This window comes from Buttiauxella noackiae, from assembly GCF_000737905.1.
Classification (GTDB): domain Bacteria; phylum Pseudomonadota; class Gammaproteobacteria; order Enterobacterales; family Enterobacteriaceae; genus Buttiauxella; species Buttiauxella noackiae.
Genome location: NZ_JPRU01000001.1, coordinates 646282 through 662943 on the forward strand (window position 1 = coordinate 646282; position 16662 = coordinate 662943).

Below are 16662 nucleotides of genomic sequence, written 5' to 3' on the forward strand. Positions count from 1 at the left end.
TCACAACATAAATCGCTTATCGTTTAGTGAACGGAACCTTCTCCGAACTGGCATAAACAGTCCATTGCTCAGGCCAAAAGTGCGAAGTAAAGACTGCTCTGAATAAACTAAAACTACCCCGTAATCGCTTCCATCGCCTGCAAAATACGCTTATCAGAAATCGGATATGGCGTGCCTAATTGCTGAGCGAAGAAACTCACACGCAACTCCTCAATCATCCAGCGGATCTCCTGCACATCGTCGTCAACGCGGCGTGCAGGAGGCAATTTGTTCAGCCACTGCTGCCAGGTTTGCTGCACATGCTCAACTTTCAGCATTTGCACACGATCACGATGTGGGTCGACCGCCATTTTTTCGAGGCGTTTCTCAATAGCATTCAGGTAACGCAGCGTATCGCCCAGGCGTTTGTAGCCGTTTCCGGTGACAAAACCGCGATAAACCAGCCCGCTCATCTGTGCTTTCACATCCGACAGACCGAGTGCCATCGTCATATCCACGCGCCCTTTCAGGCGTTTGTTGATGTTGAACACCGCCGTCAGGATCTGTTCGACCTGTTTAGCAATTTCCACTACGGTTTCGTTGAGTTCTGCACGAACTTTTTCATGCAGCGCGGCAAAGCCCTCTTCGCTCCAGACTGGCCCACCGGCCTGCGCAATGAGCTTATCAACGCCGCAAGAAATGCAGTCATCAATCAAATCCATGACTTTGCCGTACGGGTTAAAGTACAGGCCAAGTTTGGCTTTGTTCGGCAGCTTTTCATGCAGGTATTTAATCGGCGATGGAATGTTCAGCAGCAATAAACGGCGCAAACCACGCCACATTGCCTGTTGCTGTTCAAGCGGGTTATCAAACAGCTTGATCGCCACGCTCTCTTTTTCATCCACCAGCGCCGGGAAGGCCTTCATGCGATAGTTGCCGCGTTTCTGCTCATAGCTTTCCGGAAGCGAGCCAAAGCTCCAGATATGCAAACCACTTTGTTCGATACCGTCATCGGCTACAGCCGAAAGTGTTTGCTGGACTTTCTCTTTCAAGCCACCTTTCAACTCAGTGAGGTTTTTCCCCTCTTTGAGTTTTTTGTTGTGCTCATCCACCACGCGGAAAGTCATTTTCAGGTGATCGGGCACCTGATCCCAATGCCAGTCTTCACGGTCGATGGTGATGCCCGACATGCGGCGGAATTCACGCTCTAAACTTTCCAGCAGCGGCAGTTCCAGCGGCGTGGCGCGGCCCAAGAATGCTTCTGCGTAGTTTGGCGCAGGCACAAAGTTACGACGCACCGGTTTTGGCAGCGACTTAATAAGTGCAATCACCAGCTCACGGCGCACGCCCGGAATCTGCCATTCAAAACCGGCCTCTTCCACCTGGTTTAACAGCGGCAGCGGGATGTGCACCGTTACGCCATCGGCGTCTGCGCCCGGTTCAAATTGATACGTCAGGCGCAGCTTGAGATTGCCCTGATGCCAGAAGTTCGGGTAGTCGAGCTTGCTGACTTGCTCCGCGCCCTCTTTGATCAGCATGCTCTTTTCGAAATTGAGCAGGTCCGGTGTCTCTTTGCTGGCCTGTTTCCACCAGTTATCAAAGTGGCGCGCAGAAATTACATCGTGGGCAATACGCTGGTCGTAAAAATCAAACAGCGTATCGTCGTCCACCAGAATGTCGCGGCGGCGAGATTTGTGCTCAAGTTCTTCAATTTCATTGCGCAGTTTGAGGTTGTCGCGGAAGAATGCATGGCGCGTCTGCCAGTCACCTTCTACCAGCGCGTGACGGATAAACAGCTCACGGCATAAAGCCGGGTCAATCTGGCTGTAGTTGACGCTGCGGGCGGCAACAATCGGCAAACCATAGAGCGTAACTTTTTCTGTCGCCATGACCGCGCCCTGCGATTTCTCCCAGTGCGGTTCGCTATATGAGCGTTTCAGCAAATGTTGCGCCAGCGGCTCTACCCATTCAGGGTCGATACGGGCAGCAATGCGCCCCCACAGACGGCTGGTTTCTACCAGTTCGGCAACCATCGTCCACTTTGGCGGTTTTTTAAATAAACCAGAGCCTGGGAAGATGGAGAAACGGGCGTTGCGCGCACCGGTGTATTCCTGTTTATCGGCATCTTTCTGGCCGATATGGGAAAGCAGGCCAGTCAGTAATGCGCAGTGAACGGAGCGGAAATCGGCCGGTTCGCTGTTAATCGGCAGGCCGAGTTCTTTCACCACCTGGCGCAATTGGGTGTAGATGTCTTGCCATTCGCGTACACGCAGGTAGTTGAGATAATCGAGTTTGCACTGACGGCGGAACTGGTTCGAGGACAGCTCTTTTTGCTGTTCGCCGAGGTAGTTCCACAGATTCACGTAGGCCAGGAAATCAGATTCTTTATCGTGGAAACGACGATGTTTCTCATCAGATGCCTGCTGTTTGTCCATTGGGCGTTCACGCGGGTCCTGAATCGACAAACCGGCGGTGATGATCATCACCTCGCGCACACAGCCAAATTTCTGCGCTTCGAGCACCATACGCGCAAGCCGCGGGTCGACCGGCAGTTGTGATAGCTGCCGACCTAGCGGTGTGAGTTTATAAACGCTTAGATCGGCTTCGCTGGTAATCGCACCGAGCTCTTCAAGCAGGCGCACGCCATCCTGAATATTGCGTTTATCCGGTGCTTCCACAAACGGAAACGCGGCGATATCGCCAAGCCCAAGCGAAGTCATCTGCAAGATAACGGACGCCAGGTTGGTGCGCAGAATTTCCGGGTCGGTAAATTCCGGGCGTGACAGGAAATCATCCTCAGAGTAGAGGCGAATACAGATCCCATCGGAAACACGGCCACAACGACCTTTACGCTGGTTTGCCGAAGCCTGAGAAACCGGCTCAATCGGCAAACGCTGCACTTTGGTACGGTAGCTATAGCGGCTGATACGCGCCGTACCAGGATCAATGACGTATTTAATGCCCGGCACGGTGAGCGATGTCTCAGCCACGTTTGTTGCCAGCACAATGCGCCGCCCAATGTGGGACTGGAAGACGCGGTTTTGCTCGCTATTCGATAAGCGCGCATACAGCGGAAGCACTTCGGTGTGCGGCAGATTCAGCTTGTTTAGCGCATCAGCGGTGTCGCGAATTTCACGCTCGCCGCTCATGAAAATCAGAATGTCCCCGGCACCTTCATGGCCGAGTTCATCTACCGCATCGAAAATCGCCTGTAGCTGGTCGCGATCGGTATCATCTGCGTCTTCAACAATTGGGCGATAGCGCACTTCCACCGGGTAAGTACGGCCAGAAACTTCGATAATCGGCGCATTGTTGAAGTGTCGCGAGAAGCGTTGCGGGTCAATGGTTGCAGACGTGATGATGATTTTCAGATCCGGGCGACGCGGCAATAACTCACGCAAATAGCCCAGCAGGAAATCGATGTTCAGACTACGTTCGTGCGCTTCATCGATGATGATCGTGTCGTACTGCATCAGCAGGCGGTCTTGCTGAATTTCCGCCAGCAAAATGCCGTCGGTCATCAGTTTAACCATTGTGTTTTCACTGACATGATCAGTAAAACGCACCTTATAACCAACACAGCCGCCCGGCTCTGTTTGCAGCTCTTCGGCAATACGATTGGCAACGGTTCGCGCAGCCAGTCGACGAGGCTGCGTATGGCCTATCAAGCCTTTAACACCGCGCCCAAGTTCCATGCAGATTTTTGGTAGCTGCGTGGTCTTACCTGAGCCAGTTTCCCCCGCCACGATAACCACCTGGTGGTCACGAATGGCATCGAAAATGTCCTGTTTTTTCTGGCTGACAGGCAGATTTTCTGGGTAGGTGATTTTTGGACGTGAAGCTTCACGCAGCAGGACTTTACCGGCGGCAGAGTCAATCTCTTGCGCCAGTGAATCAAGAACCGCCTGTTGCGATTCAGGATTTTTCACCTTCTTCGCACCATGTAAACGGCGCGAGAAGCGTTGCCTGTCGCGTAGCATTAAGCCATCAAGGCGAGAGAATAATGAAGACAGTGAGGGTTTTATGTTTTCCATTGCGTAGTCGTCATGGCAGCGCACTGCCTGGTAAGTCTGTTTCATGAATTGGCGCTAGATTAGCACATCACACCTTTCGACGCCTTGTTCAATAAAATCGAACATTGAGTTCGATATATTGCGCTATCACTGTAATCGGATTGTGAATAAAGTACTTCACAGCGAACGGGCAATCTGTCCCGAATGAACACAACAAAGGAATCACCCATGAGCAAAGTATTAGTTCTGAAGTCCAGCATCCTGGCAGGTTACTCTCAGTCAAATCAGCTGTCCGACTATTTTGTTGAACAATGGCGTGAAGAGCATAGCGCAGATGAGATTACCGTGCGTGATCTGGCTGCTAACCCAATTCCAGTTCTGGATGGCGAGTTGGTCGGTGCGCTGCGCCCAAGTGATGCGCCACTGTCACCACGTCAGCAAGAAGCTTTGGCGCTGTCTGACGAGCTGATCGCCGAGCTGAAAGCTCACGATGTGATTGTTATCAACGCACCAATGTACAACTTCAACATTCCAACACAGTTGAAGAACTATTTCGACCTGGTTGCCCGTGCTGGCGTGACTTTCCGTTACACCGAGAAAGGCCCGGAAGGCCTGGTAACCGGCAAACGTGCTGTGGTTCTGACCAGCCGTGGCGGTATCCATAAAGACACCCCTACCGATCTGCTGGTTCCGTATCTGAATATTTTCCTGGGCTTTATCGGGATTACCGATGTGAACTATGTGTTCGCTGAAGGTATTGCATACGGACCGGAAGTAGCGACTAAAGCGCAAACTGATGCGAAAGCGGCAATTGATAGCATCGTTACTGCGTAATATCTGACTTATCGTGTTTCTGAAACGGCAAACCCTGGTTTGCCGTTTTTTTCAGGTGTAACAAAGCTATCTCGCAAACTTACGCGAACCCACAACACAAGCAATCACACCAAGTGTCACGATCACCATCAGCACACTCACCTTTTCATGAAGTAATGTAGCAGCCAGTGCCAGACCAAAAAATGGTTGCAGCAGTTGTAATTGCCCCACTGCGGCAATACCGCCCACCGCTAACCCTTTGTACCAGAATATAAAACCTATCAGCATGCTAAACACGGAGACATAGCCGAGCGCAAACCAGCACTCAGGGCTAATGCTGCCAGGAGTTACGGGCAAAGTAGTAAACGAGGCCAGCAACATAAAGGGAAGTGAAATCAGCAGCGCCCAACAGATAACCTGCCAACCACCCAGTTCCCTTGAGAGTTTCGCCCCTTCGGCATAGCCAAGTCCGCACACCACAATTGCTGCCAACATAAGTAAATCACCGGTTTGCGAAATCGAAACGTTCTGGGAAAAGGCGAAACCCACCACCAGCAAACTACCGATAATAGAGAATATCCAGAACGCAGACTGTGGGCGTTCGCCGCCGCGAATAACACCAAAGATGGCAGTAGCCAGCGGTAAAAGCCCCAGAAAAACAATTGAATGAGCGGAGGTGACAGATTGTAAGGCCATCGCTGTCAATAATGGGAAACCAATCACCACGCCCAATGCGACAATCACTAATGAGCCAATTTGAGACCTCTTCGGACATTGTTCCCTGAAACTCAGCACCAATATCAGCGCTAACATGCCGGCAATTGATGCACGGATAAAGGTGAGGAACAAAGGATCTATTTCCTGCACTGCCACCCGTGTTGCCGGGAGCGAGCCACTAAAGATAACCACGCCAATCAATCCGTTTAACCATCCAGATAATGAACCTGCACTTTTTTTATCAACCACATTCACCTCAATCTCAGCAGTACGCGAAGGGAACGCCATGGCAACTCTTTCATGGACAGATCGCATGATAATCGCCACAATCCATGACAATCAAAATATTGTCATGGATACAATCAGTGAAAGCGCGATATAAAACGATTGTTGATGAACTTGCCGCGTCCATTCGTTGCGGCGATCTACCCGCTGGAACCCGGCTACCAACACACCGGGCACTATCTGGCGAAAAGCATGTGTCCCTGGCTACGGCGACACGCGTTTATGCTGAACTTGAATCCATGGGATTGGTGAGCGGGGAAACCGGCCGCGGCACTTTTGTCCGGGAAATCTCTATTCCCGCTGGATTGGGAATCGATCAGCACATTGTGGCGAGCGATGTGCTGGATTTAAACTTTAACTACCCCGCACTACCCGAACAGACGGATCTGTTGCGCGATGCACTCCGCCAACTCACGACTTCCGGTGACCTGGCAGCATTACTGCGCTACCAGCCTCATGCCGGTCGCCTGAACGATCGAGAGACAATCGCATCGCATCTTGCCCATGCCGGGATAACAGCGAGTGCCGATGATGTACTTATTGTTAACGGCGCCCAGCATGGTCTGGCCATCACCGTGATGGGGCTTTTTAAGCCTGGGGATGTTATCGCCGTGGATGCGCTAACCTATTCCGGTTTTAAGACACTAGCGGCGGCATTTAATCTCGAGCTGGAGGCGATTCCCGTATCTGAGGTGGGGCCTGACCTTAACGCGTTGCGGGCATTGTGCCAGCGCAGACGAGTACGTGCCGTCTACACGATGCCCACGCTGCATAATCCACTGGGATGGGTACTCAACTCCGATCAGCGTAAAGAAATTGCCGCTATCGCCAGAGAACATGATCTGCTGGTAATTGAAGATGCGGCCTACGCTTTTCTGGCCAGCAATCCGCCCCCGCCGTTAGCCTTTTTTGCACCAGAACGGACTATTTATGTCACAGGTTTTTCGAAGAATATTGCGACCGGTTTACGTGTAGGAGCGGTTGTCTGCCCTGCTCCATACAGAACGCTACTGGAGCGCGCGATTAGGGTAACCACCTGGAATACGCCTTCCCTTATGACATCATTAGTTTGTGGCTGGATACGTGATGGAACGGTCAACAGACTTGAATCACTTAAGCGAGAAGATGCCCAAAGGCGCCAAAATATTGCGCGCGAAGTGTTGAAGCCACTGCCCTATATCAGTCATCCAGCCTCTTATTTTTTATGGTTGCCGCTGGCTGAAGAAGTGCGGGCAGAAAGTGTGGTACGTAGCTTGCTGGAAAAAAATATTTCGACCTCAACCGCGGAGCCTTTCACTACTTCGCAAAATGTTCCCCACGCCATTCGTATTGCACTCGGATCAGTCAGTGAAGACCTTCTTTATCAGGCGTTGAACACGGTGCGTGAAACCATTGAATATGAGCAATATCGTAGCTAATAAAAAGAAGTGGGAGACAGGAGATAAATGTAATGCGGGGGAAAAATAAATGGGCGGTATTCACCGCCCATTGACTTTATTTAGCCAACCAGCAACGGTTGTGCTGTTTTCTCAACCAACGCCAGCAGGACTTTAATATCCTCAAGCGTAACGGTCGGATTTAACAGCGTCAGCTTCAGGCAAGTTACGCCGTTATGCTCGGTCACACCGACGTTTGCACGACCAGAGTCCAGCAATGCATCACCAATTTTTTGGTTCAGCAGTGCAATGTCCGCGTCGCTAGCAGAAGCCATTTGCTCAGGACGGAAACGGAACAGAACGCTCGCCAGTTGCGGTTTCATCACCAGTTCCAGAGACGGCTCTTCAGTAACGTACTGTGCAACTTCTTGTGCAAGCGTCACACCATGATCGATGATCGCGGCATATTGCTTCTGACCTAACGCTTCCAGACCCATCCACAGTTTCAGTGCGTCGAAACGGCGAGTTGTCTGCAAAGATTTAGACACCAGGTTTGGCACGCCAGCAGCTTCATCGAACTCAGAGTTCAGATAAGCCGCCTGATAGCGCATCAACTCATAGTGGCGCGCTTCTTTCAGCAAGAAAGCACCGCAACTGATGGTCTGGAAGTATTGTTTGTGGAAGTCCAGGGTGATGGAGTCCACTAATTCAATGCCATCCAGATAGTCGCGATATTTCTCAGACATTAACAACGCACCGCCCCACGCTGCATCAACATGCACCCAAATCTGGTGCTCTGCTGCAAGCGTTGCGATTTCACGCAGCGGATCAATTGCGCCAGCATCGGTAGTACCCGCTGTTGCAACAATCGCCAGGATCTGCTCGCCGTTTGCCTGAGCCTGTGCCAGTTTCTCGCGCAGGTCGTTAATATCCATACGTGCGAATTCATCGGTTTTCACCAACGTCACTGACTGGTAACCGAGGCCCATTAAAGCCATGTTCTTCTGCACTGAGAAGTGCGCGTTTTCAGAACACAGAACTTTAATCTTCTTCAGGTTGCCGACCAGACCATCTTGCTGGATGGAGTGGCCCTGGCGCGCGAAGAACGCATCACGAGCCAGCATCAGGCCCATCAGGTTGCTCTGAGTACCACCGCTGGTGAACACCCCTGCATCGCCTGCCTGATAACCCACTTGAGCACGCAGCCATTCAATCAGCTTCATCTCGATGATGGTCGCTGACGGGCTTTGGTCCCATGAGTCCATGCTCTGGTTAGTGGCGTTGATCAACACTTCCGCAGCCTGGCTGATAACCAGACTTGGGCAATGCAAATGCGCGACACACTGTGGGTGATGCACCGACAAGCTGTCTTTTAAGAAGTATTCGATCGCACGTTCAATAGCGACCTGGTTGCCCAGGCCCTGAGGATTAAAATCCAGTTGAATACGTTCACGCAGTTCAGCAACAGATTTACCCTGATACATCTCAGGTTGCTGCAACCACTGCACAACAGCGGCGCTGGTCTGTGCAATGGCCTGCTGGTAGGCTTCAGTGCTTTGCGCTGAGCCTGCCAGGATAGGATTTAATTCAGACATCGAGGTCATTAACTCCACTCAGACAGGCTTGATGCCAGCCGCTAACAGCGCCTGCTCAAACTTATCGAGGAAAATAGCCAGCTCATCATTAGTGATAAGCAAAGATGGTAGCAGACGCAGCACGACGCCATTACGGCCACCACGCTCCAGAATCAGCCCTGCTTTGAAGCAGTTTTTCTGCAGCAATGCGGACAACTCAGCATCAGCCGGGTAGCAACCCATATGATCTTTGGCTTCGTTTGGTTTAACGATCTCAATACCGATCATTAAGCCCAGACCACGAACCTGGCCAATAACCGGGTAACGTTTTTGCAGTTCAGCCAGTTTGCCTTTCAGCCACTCGCCCTGCGCTGCAACTTTGTCAGCAATCTTGTTTTCAGTCAGATGCTTAAGCGTAGTCAGACCGGTTGCCATCGCCAGCTGGTTACCACGGAAAGTACCGGTGTGGTGGCCAGGTGACCATGCATCAAACTCTTTCTTAATGCCCAGAACAGCCAGTGGCAAGCCACCGCCAACCGCTTTAGACATAACAATGATGTCAGGCTCAATACCCGCATGTTCGAAGGCGAACAATTTACCGGTACGGCAGAAGCCAGCCTGAACTTCATCGATGATCAGCAGAATGCCGTGTTCTTTGGTGACTTTACGAATGCGCTGCAGCCACTCTTTTGGTGCTGGGTTCACACCACCTTCACCCTGAACCGCTTCCAGAATGACCGCTGCAGGTTTGCGCACGCCACTCTCAACGTCGTTGATCAGGTTTTCGAAGTAGTAAGTTAATGCTTTCACGCCAGCTTCGCCGCCAATACCCAGCGGGCAGCGGTACAGGTGCGGATAAGGCATAAACTGAACTTCCGGCATCATGCCATCAACCGCTTCTTTCGGTGACAGGTTACCTGTTACGGAAAGTGCGCCATGAGTCATGCCGTGATAGCCGCCGGAGAAGCTGATGATGCCTGAACGACCGGTTACTTTCTTAGCCAGTTTCAGCGCAGCTTCAACTGCATCCGCACCAGATGGGCCGGTGAATTGCAGGCAATACTCTTTACCCTGACCTGGCAATAAAGAGAGAAGATATTCAGAGAACTGATCTTTCAACGGAGTTGTAAGATCCAGTGTATGTAACGGCAAGCCGCTGGTAATGACATTTTGGATGCTTTGCAGCACGTCAGGATGGTTATGCCCAAGAGCAAGCGTACCCGCACCGGCCAGGCAATCAAGATATTGATTATTCTCAACATCAGTGATCCAAACACCGTTGGCCTGCGCAATTGCTAAAGGCAATTTACGTGGATAACTTCTGACATTCGATTCAAATTCAGCTTGACGCGCCAAATAGGTTTCATTGTTACCATTGAATGAATTAGCACCTAAACTATCAATACGGACTTTATCCGTCATCATATCTCTCCCACAGCTGCCGGTTCGTTAATAAGGCAGTTGAATTAATGAATGTCGAAAAACTGACCAGTGTGTAAAAAACGCCGTCAATATAGGTTCTTTTTACTTTCTACTCAATATTTTATTTTGTGAAAATCTGTATGTTGTCCTAATGTTTTTATCTTGTATTTATTTTATGAAAATCAGTGCGTTATTCACAATGCAGCAATTTATGCTGAATATTTGCATTTGCGTGGTTTTTGACTTCACTTATTTGCATTTTTTAGCCGAATAATTCAAAAACCCTACTCCTGCTCTAAGATGCAAACAGGCACTGTTACGTAAATCATACCTGATGGATTTGACACTTTATGAGGGGGATGTTTTCTTAATCGAGAATGTACTTAAAAAATATAAGGTGAATATTTTAAATAGAATAAAAACCAATCACTGGTTTTAAATTAACCTGCTGAGAAAATAAGCTTTTATTCCAGATGTTATATAAATATACGTAAATTTCGCCAAAACGAGAGCAGCATTGAAATGCATGACGGTTACAACCTTACGTTTATATCCAGCATTCACACTTTCTCGTAAGACTCTGGTCGGTAACCGTTTGATGCTATGCAGCAGCTGCTCTACTTATTGCTTAATGGCGAATTGAACCAGGTTGCCTGAGGTTGCCCGTATGCCCAAAAGCCGGCATTGGCGAGGATGAAGATGTTGGGTTGATAGTCTGCGAATCGGTCCCACTAAGACCAGCCACGGTATCGCTAGTCCCAAAACCTGCAACCGTATCACTGCCGATCAAGTCAACGGTGCCTGTTTGCTGGCTGCTGCTTGATGAACTGCCTGAGCTCGTATTACTTGATCCAGAATTCATCGTTAATTGCGCGAACGCCGCTGTGGTAACCAGAGATAGCACCACGGTCAAAATGATCTTTTTCATCAGTTGTTCCTCATCCAGTACCCATAGTTGTATCCATAGTACGGAATAAAAAGTGGTTTTTTGTCCTTATACTATTTCACGCACAGGTAAATGAGCGGGCTTCAGAACAACGGTATGGCTAATACATGCGTGTACAATCCATGTCATTAAAGCAACTTCAGTGTAGCCCAGCGCCTTGCGCACCGGGTTATTTTTTCATCCATTGGCCGTTAATGCCGCGCACGTACTCACCCGGTTGTGCTCGAGCCACCAGCTTCTGTCCAGCCAATTCTGCGACCTGGTTTGCTGAGATGTTGTTGCTATCTGCCAGTTTCTGATAATTTTCCGCACGTGCTTCGTTAATGCTTTTCACCAATGCCAGTGTCTCTTTATCTTGTTTGATTGGCGCAACATAACCGCTTAATGTCTCTCCCACTCGCCCTTGCTGGCGTGCTTCAGACAGGGTTAATGCCAATGCCTGGTGGCTAAATAAGATGGATGCCAGAAAAACACTCTTAACGATTTTGTTCATGAGCTTCACTCCTGGCCAAACAAGTCGCTGCGGTTTTTAAGCAACGTTTCAACGTCTTTATCTACTTTAATATGAATTTCATGCTCGATTTTCACGTTCATATTAATGGTGATAGGTTCTTTTGGCGCCGCGACTTCAATACGCGGCGTGCATCCCGTTAACCCTGCAATCCCTGTCACCAGGAGCATAGCGATGACGATTTTCATTGTGTTTCCTCACAAGCTTTATCGCGAGCCTGGCAACGCACATCCGGCAATTCGGTATGTTGCTCAAGCCAGGTTTGCAAATTGTCCCCAAAACGCAGGCTGCGCCAAAGCGTAAAGAGGTTTTCCTGATGGCTGTAATTCAGCCGCACCGCATTCCTTTTCCCTTCAACCTGGCTTGTGCCCTGTACATTCGCACGCAAAGTTAGCACGCCAAGGTTATCTAAATTGATATCTGTCCAGGAATGAGAAATCTCCATATAACGCAGCCAGTTAACCGCAACACCTGCAGCAATATTGTTCTCAACAATGGCATCAGCCATATCTTTATCCAACCGCAATGTAAGTGGCCCAGGGTTTGTCAGCCAGCCATCTTTAATGATCCACTGTGGATGGTTAAGCCACAGCGGTAACGCTCCATTCACTCGCCCGGACATAGTGAACTGTTTGGGATTGACCGCAGAAATCAATTCGCTCGACGAGATATTCTCTAAGCGTAGCAAGGCCGCATCGCGTTGTGGCATGCGCAATTGCTGCATACGTAATTTTCCACCCAGAAGATCCACATTAACGTTACTGAGCATCAGCGGCTGCTTTTCACTCCATGGATACCAGCCTTCAAGATCGGCCGTCACATTTGTCGCCGCGAACTGATTTTTCACTTCGGCAATCCGCAATGTGACCGGGCCATCTGTCCCTAATCGCCACGTACTGTGGCTAAAGCGGAAGGGCAATACAAAATCAACACCATTAATTTGGTTATCCGGCAACCAGACGCTGCCATTTTTCACCACGCCATGGCCACCGGCCTCAAATCCCTGCCCTGCAGCTGCGGAAAAGGCCACCTGCGAATAGAGCGAGCCATCTTTTAACGTCATTTTCCAGTCAGCGGGGATAAGGGACTGGAATACCGTCAAACCTTGCTGTGGCCACCATGCATTACCACGCAGGCGCACACCGTCCCAGCGACCATTCACACGTACCGGGCCAATACTCCCGGCATGCAGGTCACCTTTATACTGGAAGGAAGAAGGGTCTTCGCCCGTCACACTAAACGTTAATGTTGACGGCGGTAATGTACTGCCACCGCTGAACGTCGTTTCCCCCGCATTGAGGATAAACGCGCCATCAAAAACAGGAGCTGTTTGCGCACGCTGCCAGTGAAGAGGTCTCTCAAGTTTCAAACGCGGTTCAGTGACCAACATTGAGCCGTACTCAAGCTTGTCAAAGCCGGTAGAAAGCGAGCTAAGCTCAATCACGCTGTCGCGCCACTCTCCTTGCCCGCGGACATCCCACTTCGCCTGCATCGGGGTAAACTCACCCTTGCCCCAATACTTCCACCGCCACAAACCCGCATCGGGCAAAAAGTCATCCGCTTTACCATCAAGATGCAGCACGAAATTACCCATCTGGTTTTCATGTGCGCGAACTATTGCCTGCAACCGTCCATCAACACCGCGTTGCGTGACGCTGACTCCAGCCAGAGGCCAGCGAATTTCATCGACATCGATAGAGTCAATGGCACGCCCTCGAGAACGCAACAGTGCACCTGGTCGGAACATTAATTGTGGGTCGGCAATCGCGCCGCTAATTTCACCCGGCAGTACGGCGTATAACACCATGCCATCTTGTTTTGCTTCACCGGTTAATTGCACCGGTAAGGCGCTGTTGATCATGCTGAGCTTACCGGGGCCAATATTTAACACCGCGTTGGCTTTCCCGGCACTCCCCTGCGTGATGACGTTCATACGCCCGCTGATTAAGGCTTTTTCCAACCCCTGCTTCCAGTCATCAATCCGTAAAGCGATGCCGCCACGCAGCGGGAACCCCGCATAGGGCCAGAACCACTGCCCACCATTGACTTCAAAAATGTTCTCACTAATGGTCCAGGGAAGTGTCATCAATGGTTCAGGCGCAGCTGGGTTCTTCAGTGAAAATGAACCCTGATCATCGTGCCAGTTCAGAACGACATCGATCAGATCAGACTCTTGTGGAATGCGTAATTTTGTCGCCAGATGGCCCTGTTCAGGCAGTTTATCGGTAAGCGGAGGTAAGGTAATGGTGCCGACAAGTTCCAGCGGGTCCATACCAGCAAAAGCCTGAATTTTTAACTTTTGCAGATTGAGTATTTGACCGTTTAGCTGCGCATCAACGCTGAGCGATGGGCCTTTGTAGTGAACCGTTTGCTGTTGCGGCGTTAGCGTCAAACGTAAACCACCGGAGAACTGTTGAAAGGGTGTTACATTGACCTTATCTATAGTAAGCAGGCTTTCAGGCAACAGTGATTGCCATTCAGCCAAAGTACGCGGTGCGGCTGGGCCTGATTTGTCGAGAGGGATTTTGCTCAGGCAATCAACGTTAAGATTGAGCGTATCAAGATGAATGCGCCAGCGTTTGGGGTGGCTAAGAGTGGCATCTTTTATCGTCGCCAGTTCGCAATTCCCGGCAAGATAATGCAAATCAGGAACGATTATCGCACCGCGCGTAAAGCGTGGGCTGGCTTCCATAGCGATGCGTGTCCCTTGCGGCAGCCAGATACCGGCAAGCGTTGGCAGCCAATGGGCTATAGTCATCAGAAGCGTTAACGGTAGCAGAATGAGTATCAGCACCAACGCAATAATGGCTTTATATTTACCCTTCATGGGTGGTTAATATCCTGATTCTGCGACAATTATGTGCCCATTTACATAACATATGCGATTATTCTTGCATTATTTGGACCGGGCGTGAAGGTCGTACCTGGTATAAGCGTAGCCAACCTTGAGTTAGCGGCAGAATTTCATGCTTAAAAATAAATTTTAATATTTGTAAGAATATTTTAAGCGTGATAATTTTACACCAATATCATTCTGGAGATAAGTCTCATGAAACTGGCAGTGTACAGCACAAAACAGTACGACAAAAAGTATCTGGAGCAGGTTAATAATGAATATGGCTTTGATCTTGAATTTTTCGACTTCCTGCTAACCGAAAAAACAGCCAAAACGGCTCATGGTTGCGATGGTGTTTGTATCTTCGTTAATGACGACGGTAGCCGCCCTGTTCTCGAAGAGCTCAAAAAGCACGGTGTGAAGTTCATCGCATTGCGCTGCGCAGGTTTTAACAACGTCGATCTTGACGCTGCTAAAGAGTTAGGCCTGCCAGTAGTACGAGTTCCAGCTTATTCACCAGAAGCCGTAGCAGAACATGCCCTCGGCATGATGATGTGCCTGAACCGTCGTATTCACCGCGCTTATCAGCGTACCCGTGATGCGAACTTCTCTCTTGAAGGGCTGACGGGCTTCACCATGTATGGCAAAACCGCCGGTGTGATTGGTACTGGTAAGATTGGTATCGCCGCATTGAGAATTTTGAAAGGCTTCGGCATGCGCTTGCTGGCGTTCGATCCGTACCCAAGTGCTGCAGCACTTGAACTGGGTGTGGAATATGTCGATTTGCCAACGCTGTTTGCACAATCAGACGTTATTTCACTGCACTGCCCGCTGACGCCTGAGAACTATCATTTACTTAACCGGGCCGCATTTGAACAGATGAAAGATGGTGTGATGATTATCAACACCAGCCGTGGCGCTTTGATTGATTCACAAGCCGCGATTGATGCGCTGAAAAATCAAAAAATCGGTGCGTTAGGTATGGATGTGTATGAGAACGAACGTGATCTGTTCTTTGAAGATAAATCTAACGATGTCATTCAGGATGATGTATTCCGTCGCCTGTCAGCCTGCCATAACGTACTGTTTACCGGCCACCAGGCATTCCTGACTGCGGAAGCGTTAACCAGCATTTCCGAAACGACGCTGGAAAACTTACGTCAATTAGAGAACGGCGAGCCTTGTGTTAATCAGGTGAGTTAATCTTTGTGGCGGATGTCGCTGCGCTAATACGCCCTACACCTGGAGTTATGTCGATTGGGTTAGCGTTAGCGACATCTATAACGAAATAGATTCAACTCTCGTTTTAAGATTATCCTTAAAGAATCACGCCCCGCTTTTTGCCAAAGTTGGCACCAACTCATTGATGAAACGAATAACTTAAGGACAAGAAATGAAAAAATTAGCTTCTTTAGCTCTGGCTGCAATGGTACTGGCCGGTTGCGCGCAATCAGGCGATAAATCGACAGTGACCACACAAGATCTGCAACACCACCGCTATGTTCTGCAAAGTGTTGATGGCAAGCCGTTAACCGGGATTGATCGCATGCCGGAACTGAGTTTCGGTGAGAACATGCACATTGCGGGCAGCATGTGTAACCGCTTTATGGGTCAGGCAACACTTGAAGGTGATACCCTGAAAGCCAAAGGTCTGGGAATGACCATGATGATGTGTGCGGAACCGCAGCTTAATGGGCTGGATCACATGATTAACGATATGCTGACCACGGGTGCAAAAGTTGACTTAGCTGCGCAACAGCTGACGCTCAAAACCAGCCAGCATACTTTAGTTTATAAACTGGCCGATCTGGTCAACTGATTAAGCTAGTACGCTCCACACGTTCCGGCGGCAAGCGCATTTTCACTACAGCGTTTGCCGTTTGGCATCGCGCACATACCGATTGCCGAACCATCAAGCTGACGAGCAACACTTAACGTCCCACCAATCATTGCACAACTCGCCTGCCCTTGATTTGACATTGCTGCACGCATACCAGGCGGTACGTGAGCTGCAGTGGCTTGTTGAGGTGGTTCACTACTACATGCCGACAATAACAGTGCGGCAAATCCCGCTAAAAACGCAGCGCGCATTACTCTTCTCCCCCTGAACGTTGCAAAACCTAAGAATCATAAGCGCAGGCGTTGCGTTGCGTCGAGGCCGTAAAGCCATAAAATGTGTGTGATTTTGCA

At 49.9% G+C, this 16662-nt stretch carries 13 protein-coding genes; 4 read left to right on the plus strand and 9 right to left on the minus strand.

The features are described from left to right. Positions 1–113 precede the first annotated feature (113 nt). Entirely contained in the window at positions 114–4013 is a 3900-nt protein-coding gene (gene hrpA, locus IX31_RS02875; protein ID WP_034457099.1) for an ATP-dependent RNA helicase HrpA, read from the minus strand. A 207-nt stretch (positions 4014–4220) separates the two neighbouring features. On the opposite strand from hrpA, the gene azoR reads away from it, so the two are divergent. After that, entirely contained in the window at positions 4221–4826 is a 606-nt protein-coding gene (azoR, locus tag IX31_RS02880; RefSeq protein WP_034455656.1) for an FMN-dependent NADH-azoreductase, read from the plus strand. Positions 4827–4892: 66 nt separating this feature from the next. Here azoR and IX31_RS02885 read toward each other — a convergent pair whose 3' ends face one another. Next, positions 4893–5810, minus strand: a complete 918-nt coding sequence (locus tag IX31_RS02885) for a DMT family transporter (protein ID WP_051880500.1) — start codon at positions 5808–5810, stop codon at positions 4893–4895. 77 nt (positions 5811–5887) lie between these two features. On the opposite strand from IX31_RS02885, the gene IX31_RS02890 reads away from it, so the two are divergent. Then, positions 5888–7225: an aminotransferase-like domain-containing protein gene (locus IX31_RS02890; protein WP_034455657.1), complete on the plus strand. Its 1338-nt coding sequence runs from the start codon at positions 5888–5890 to the stop codon at positions 7223–7225. Between the two features lie 80 nt (positions 7226–7305). On the opposite strand, the gene IX31_RS02895 is transcribed toward IX31_RS02890, so the two are convergent. The 6 genes from IX31_RS02895 to IX31_RS02920 all read right to left on the minus strand — a co-directional run bounded on the left by IX31_RS02895 (position 7306) and on the right by IX31_RS02920 (position 14463). After that, on the minus strand, positions 7306–8778 hold the full coding sequence (locus IX31_RS02895) for a pyridoxal phosphate-dependent decarboxylase family protein (protein WP_034455658.1): 1473 nt from the start codon (positions 8776–8778) through the stop codon (positions 7306–7308). An 18-nt stretch (positions 8779–8796) separates the two neighbouring features. After that, complete coding sequence (locus IX31_RS02900) at positions 8797–10182, minus strand: diaminobutyrate--2-oxoglutarate transaminase (RefSeq protein WP_034455659.1); 1386 nt, start codon at positions 10180–10182, stop codon at positions 8797–8799. Positions 10183–10807: 625 nt separating this feature from the next. Continuing rightward, positions 10808–11107 (minus strand): hypothetical protein, encoded by a 300-nt coding sequence (locus IX31_RS02905; protein ID WP_034455660.1) that lies wholly within the window; start codon positions 11105–11107, stop codon positions 10808–10810. Positions 11108–11294: 187 nt separating this feature from the next. Continuing rightward, positions 11295–11618 carry a YdbL family probable chaperone protein gene (locus IX31_RS02910; RefSeq protein WP_034455661.1) on the minus strand — a complete coding sequence of 108 codons (324 nt, stop codon included), beginning with the start codon at positions 11616–11618 and terminating at the stop codon, positions 11295–11297. A 5-nt stretch (positions 11619–11623) separates the two neighbouring features. After that, on the minus strand, positions 11624–11824 hold the full coding sequence (locus IX31_RS02915) for a YnbE family lipoprotein (protein WP_034455663.1): 201 nt from the start codon (positions 11822–11824) through the stop codon (positions 11624–11626). Next, positions 11821–14463 (minus strand): YdbH family protein, encoded by a 2643-nt coding sequence (locus IX31_RS02920; RefSeq protein ID WP_034455664.1) that lies wholly within the window; start codon positions 14461–14463, stop codon positions 11821–11823. Before IX31_RS02920 ends, IX31_RS02915 begins: the two co-directional genes overlap by 4 nt. Positions 14464–14685: 222 nt before the next feature. Here IX31_RS02920 and IX31_RS02925 point away from each other — a divergent pair, with 222 nt between their 5' ends. Together IX31_RS02925 and hslJ are read left to right on the plus strand one after the other, a co-directional pair. Continuing rightward, entirely contained in the window at positions 14686–15675 is a 990-nt protein-coding gene (locus tag IX31_RS02925; RefSeq protein WP_034455665.1) for a 2-hydroxyacid dehydrogenase, read from the plus strand. Positions 15676–15865: 190 nt separating this feature from the next. Further along, on the plus strand, positions 15866–16291 hold the full coding sequence (hslJ, locus tag IX31_RS02930; RefSeq protein ID WP_034455666.1) for a heat shock protein HslJ: 426 nt from the start codon (positions 15866–15868) through the stop codon (positions 16289–16291). A gap of 5 nt (positions 16292–16296) precedes the next feature. Here the strand turns inward: hslJ and IX31_RS02935 are convergent, their stop codons facing one another. After that, positions 16297–16563, minus strand: a complete 267-nt coding sequence (locus tag IX31_RS02935) for a putative hemolysin (protein ID WP_034455667.1) — start codon at positions 16561–16563, stop codon at positions 16297–16299. Between the last annotated feature and the right edge of the window lie 99 nt (positions 16564–16662).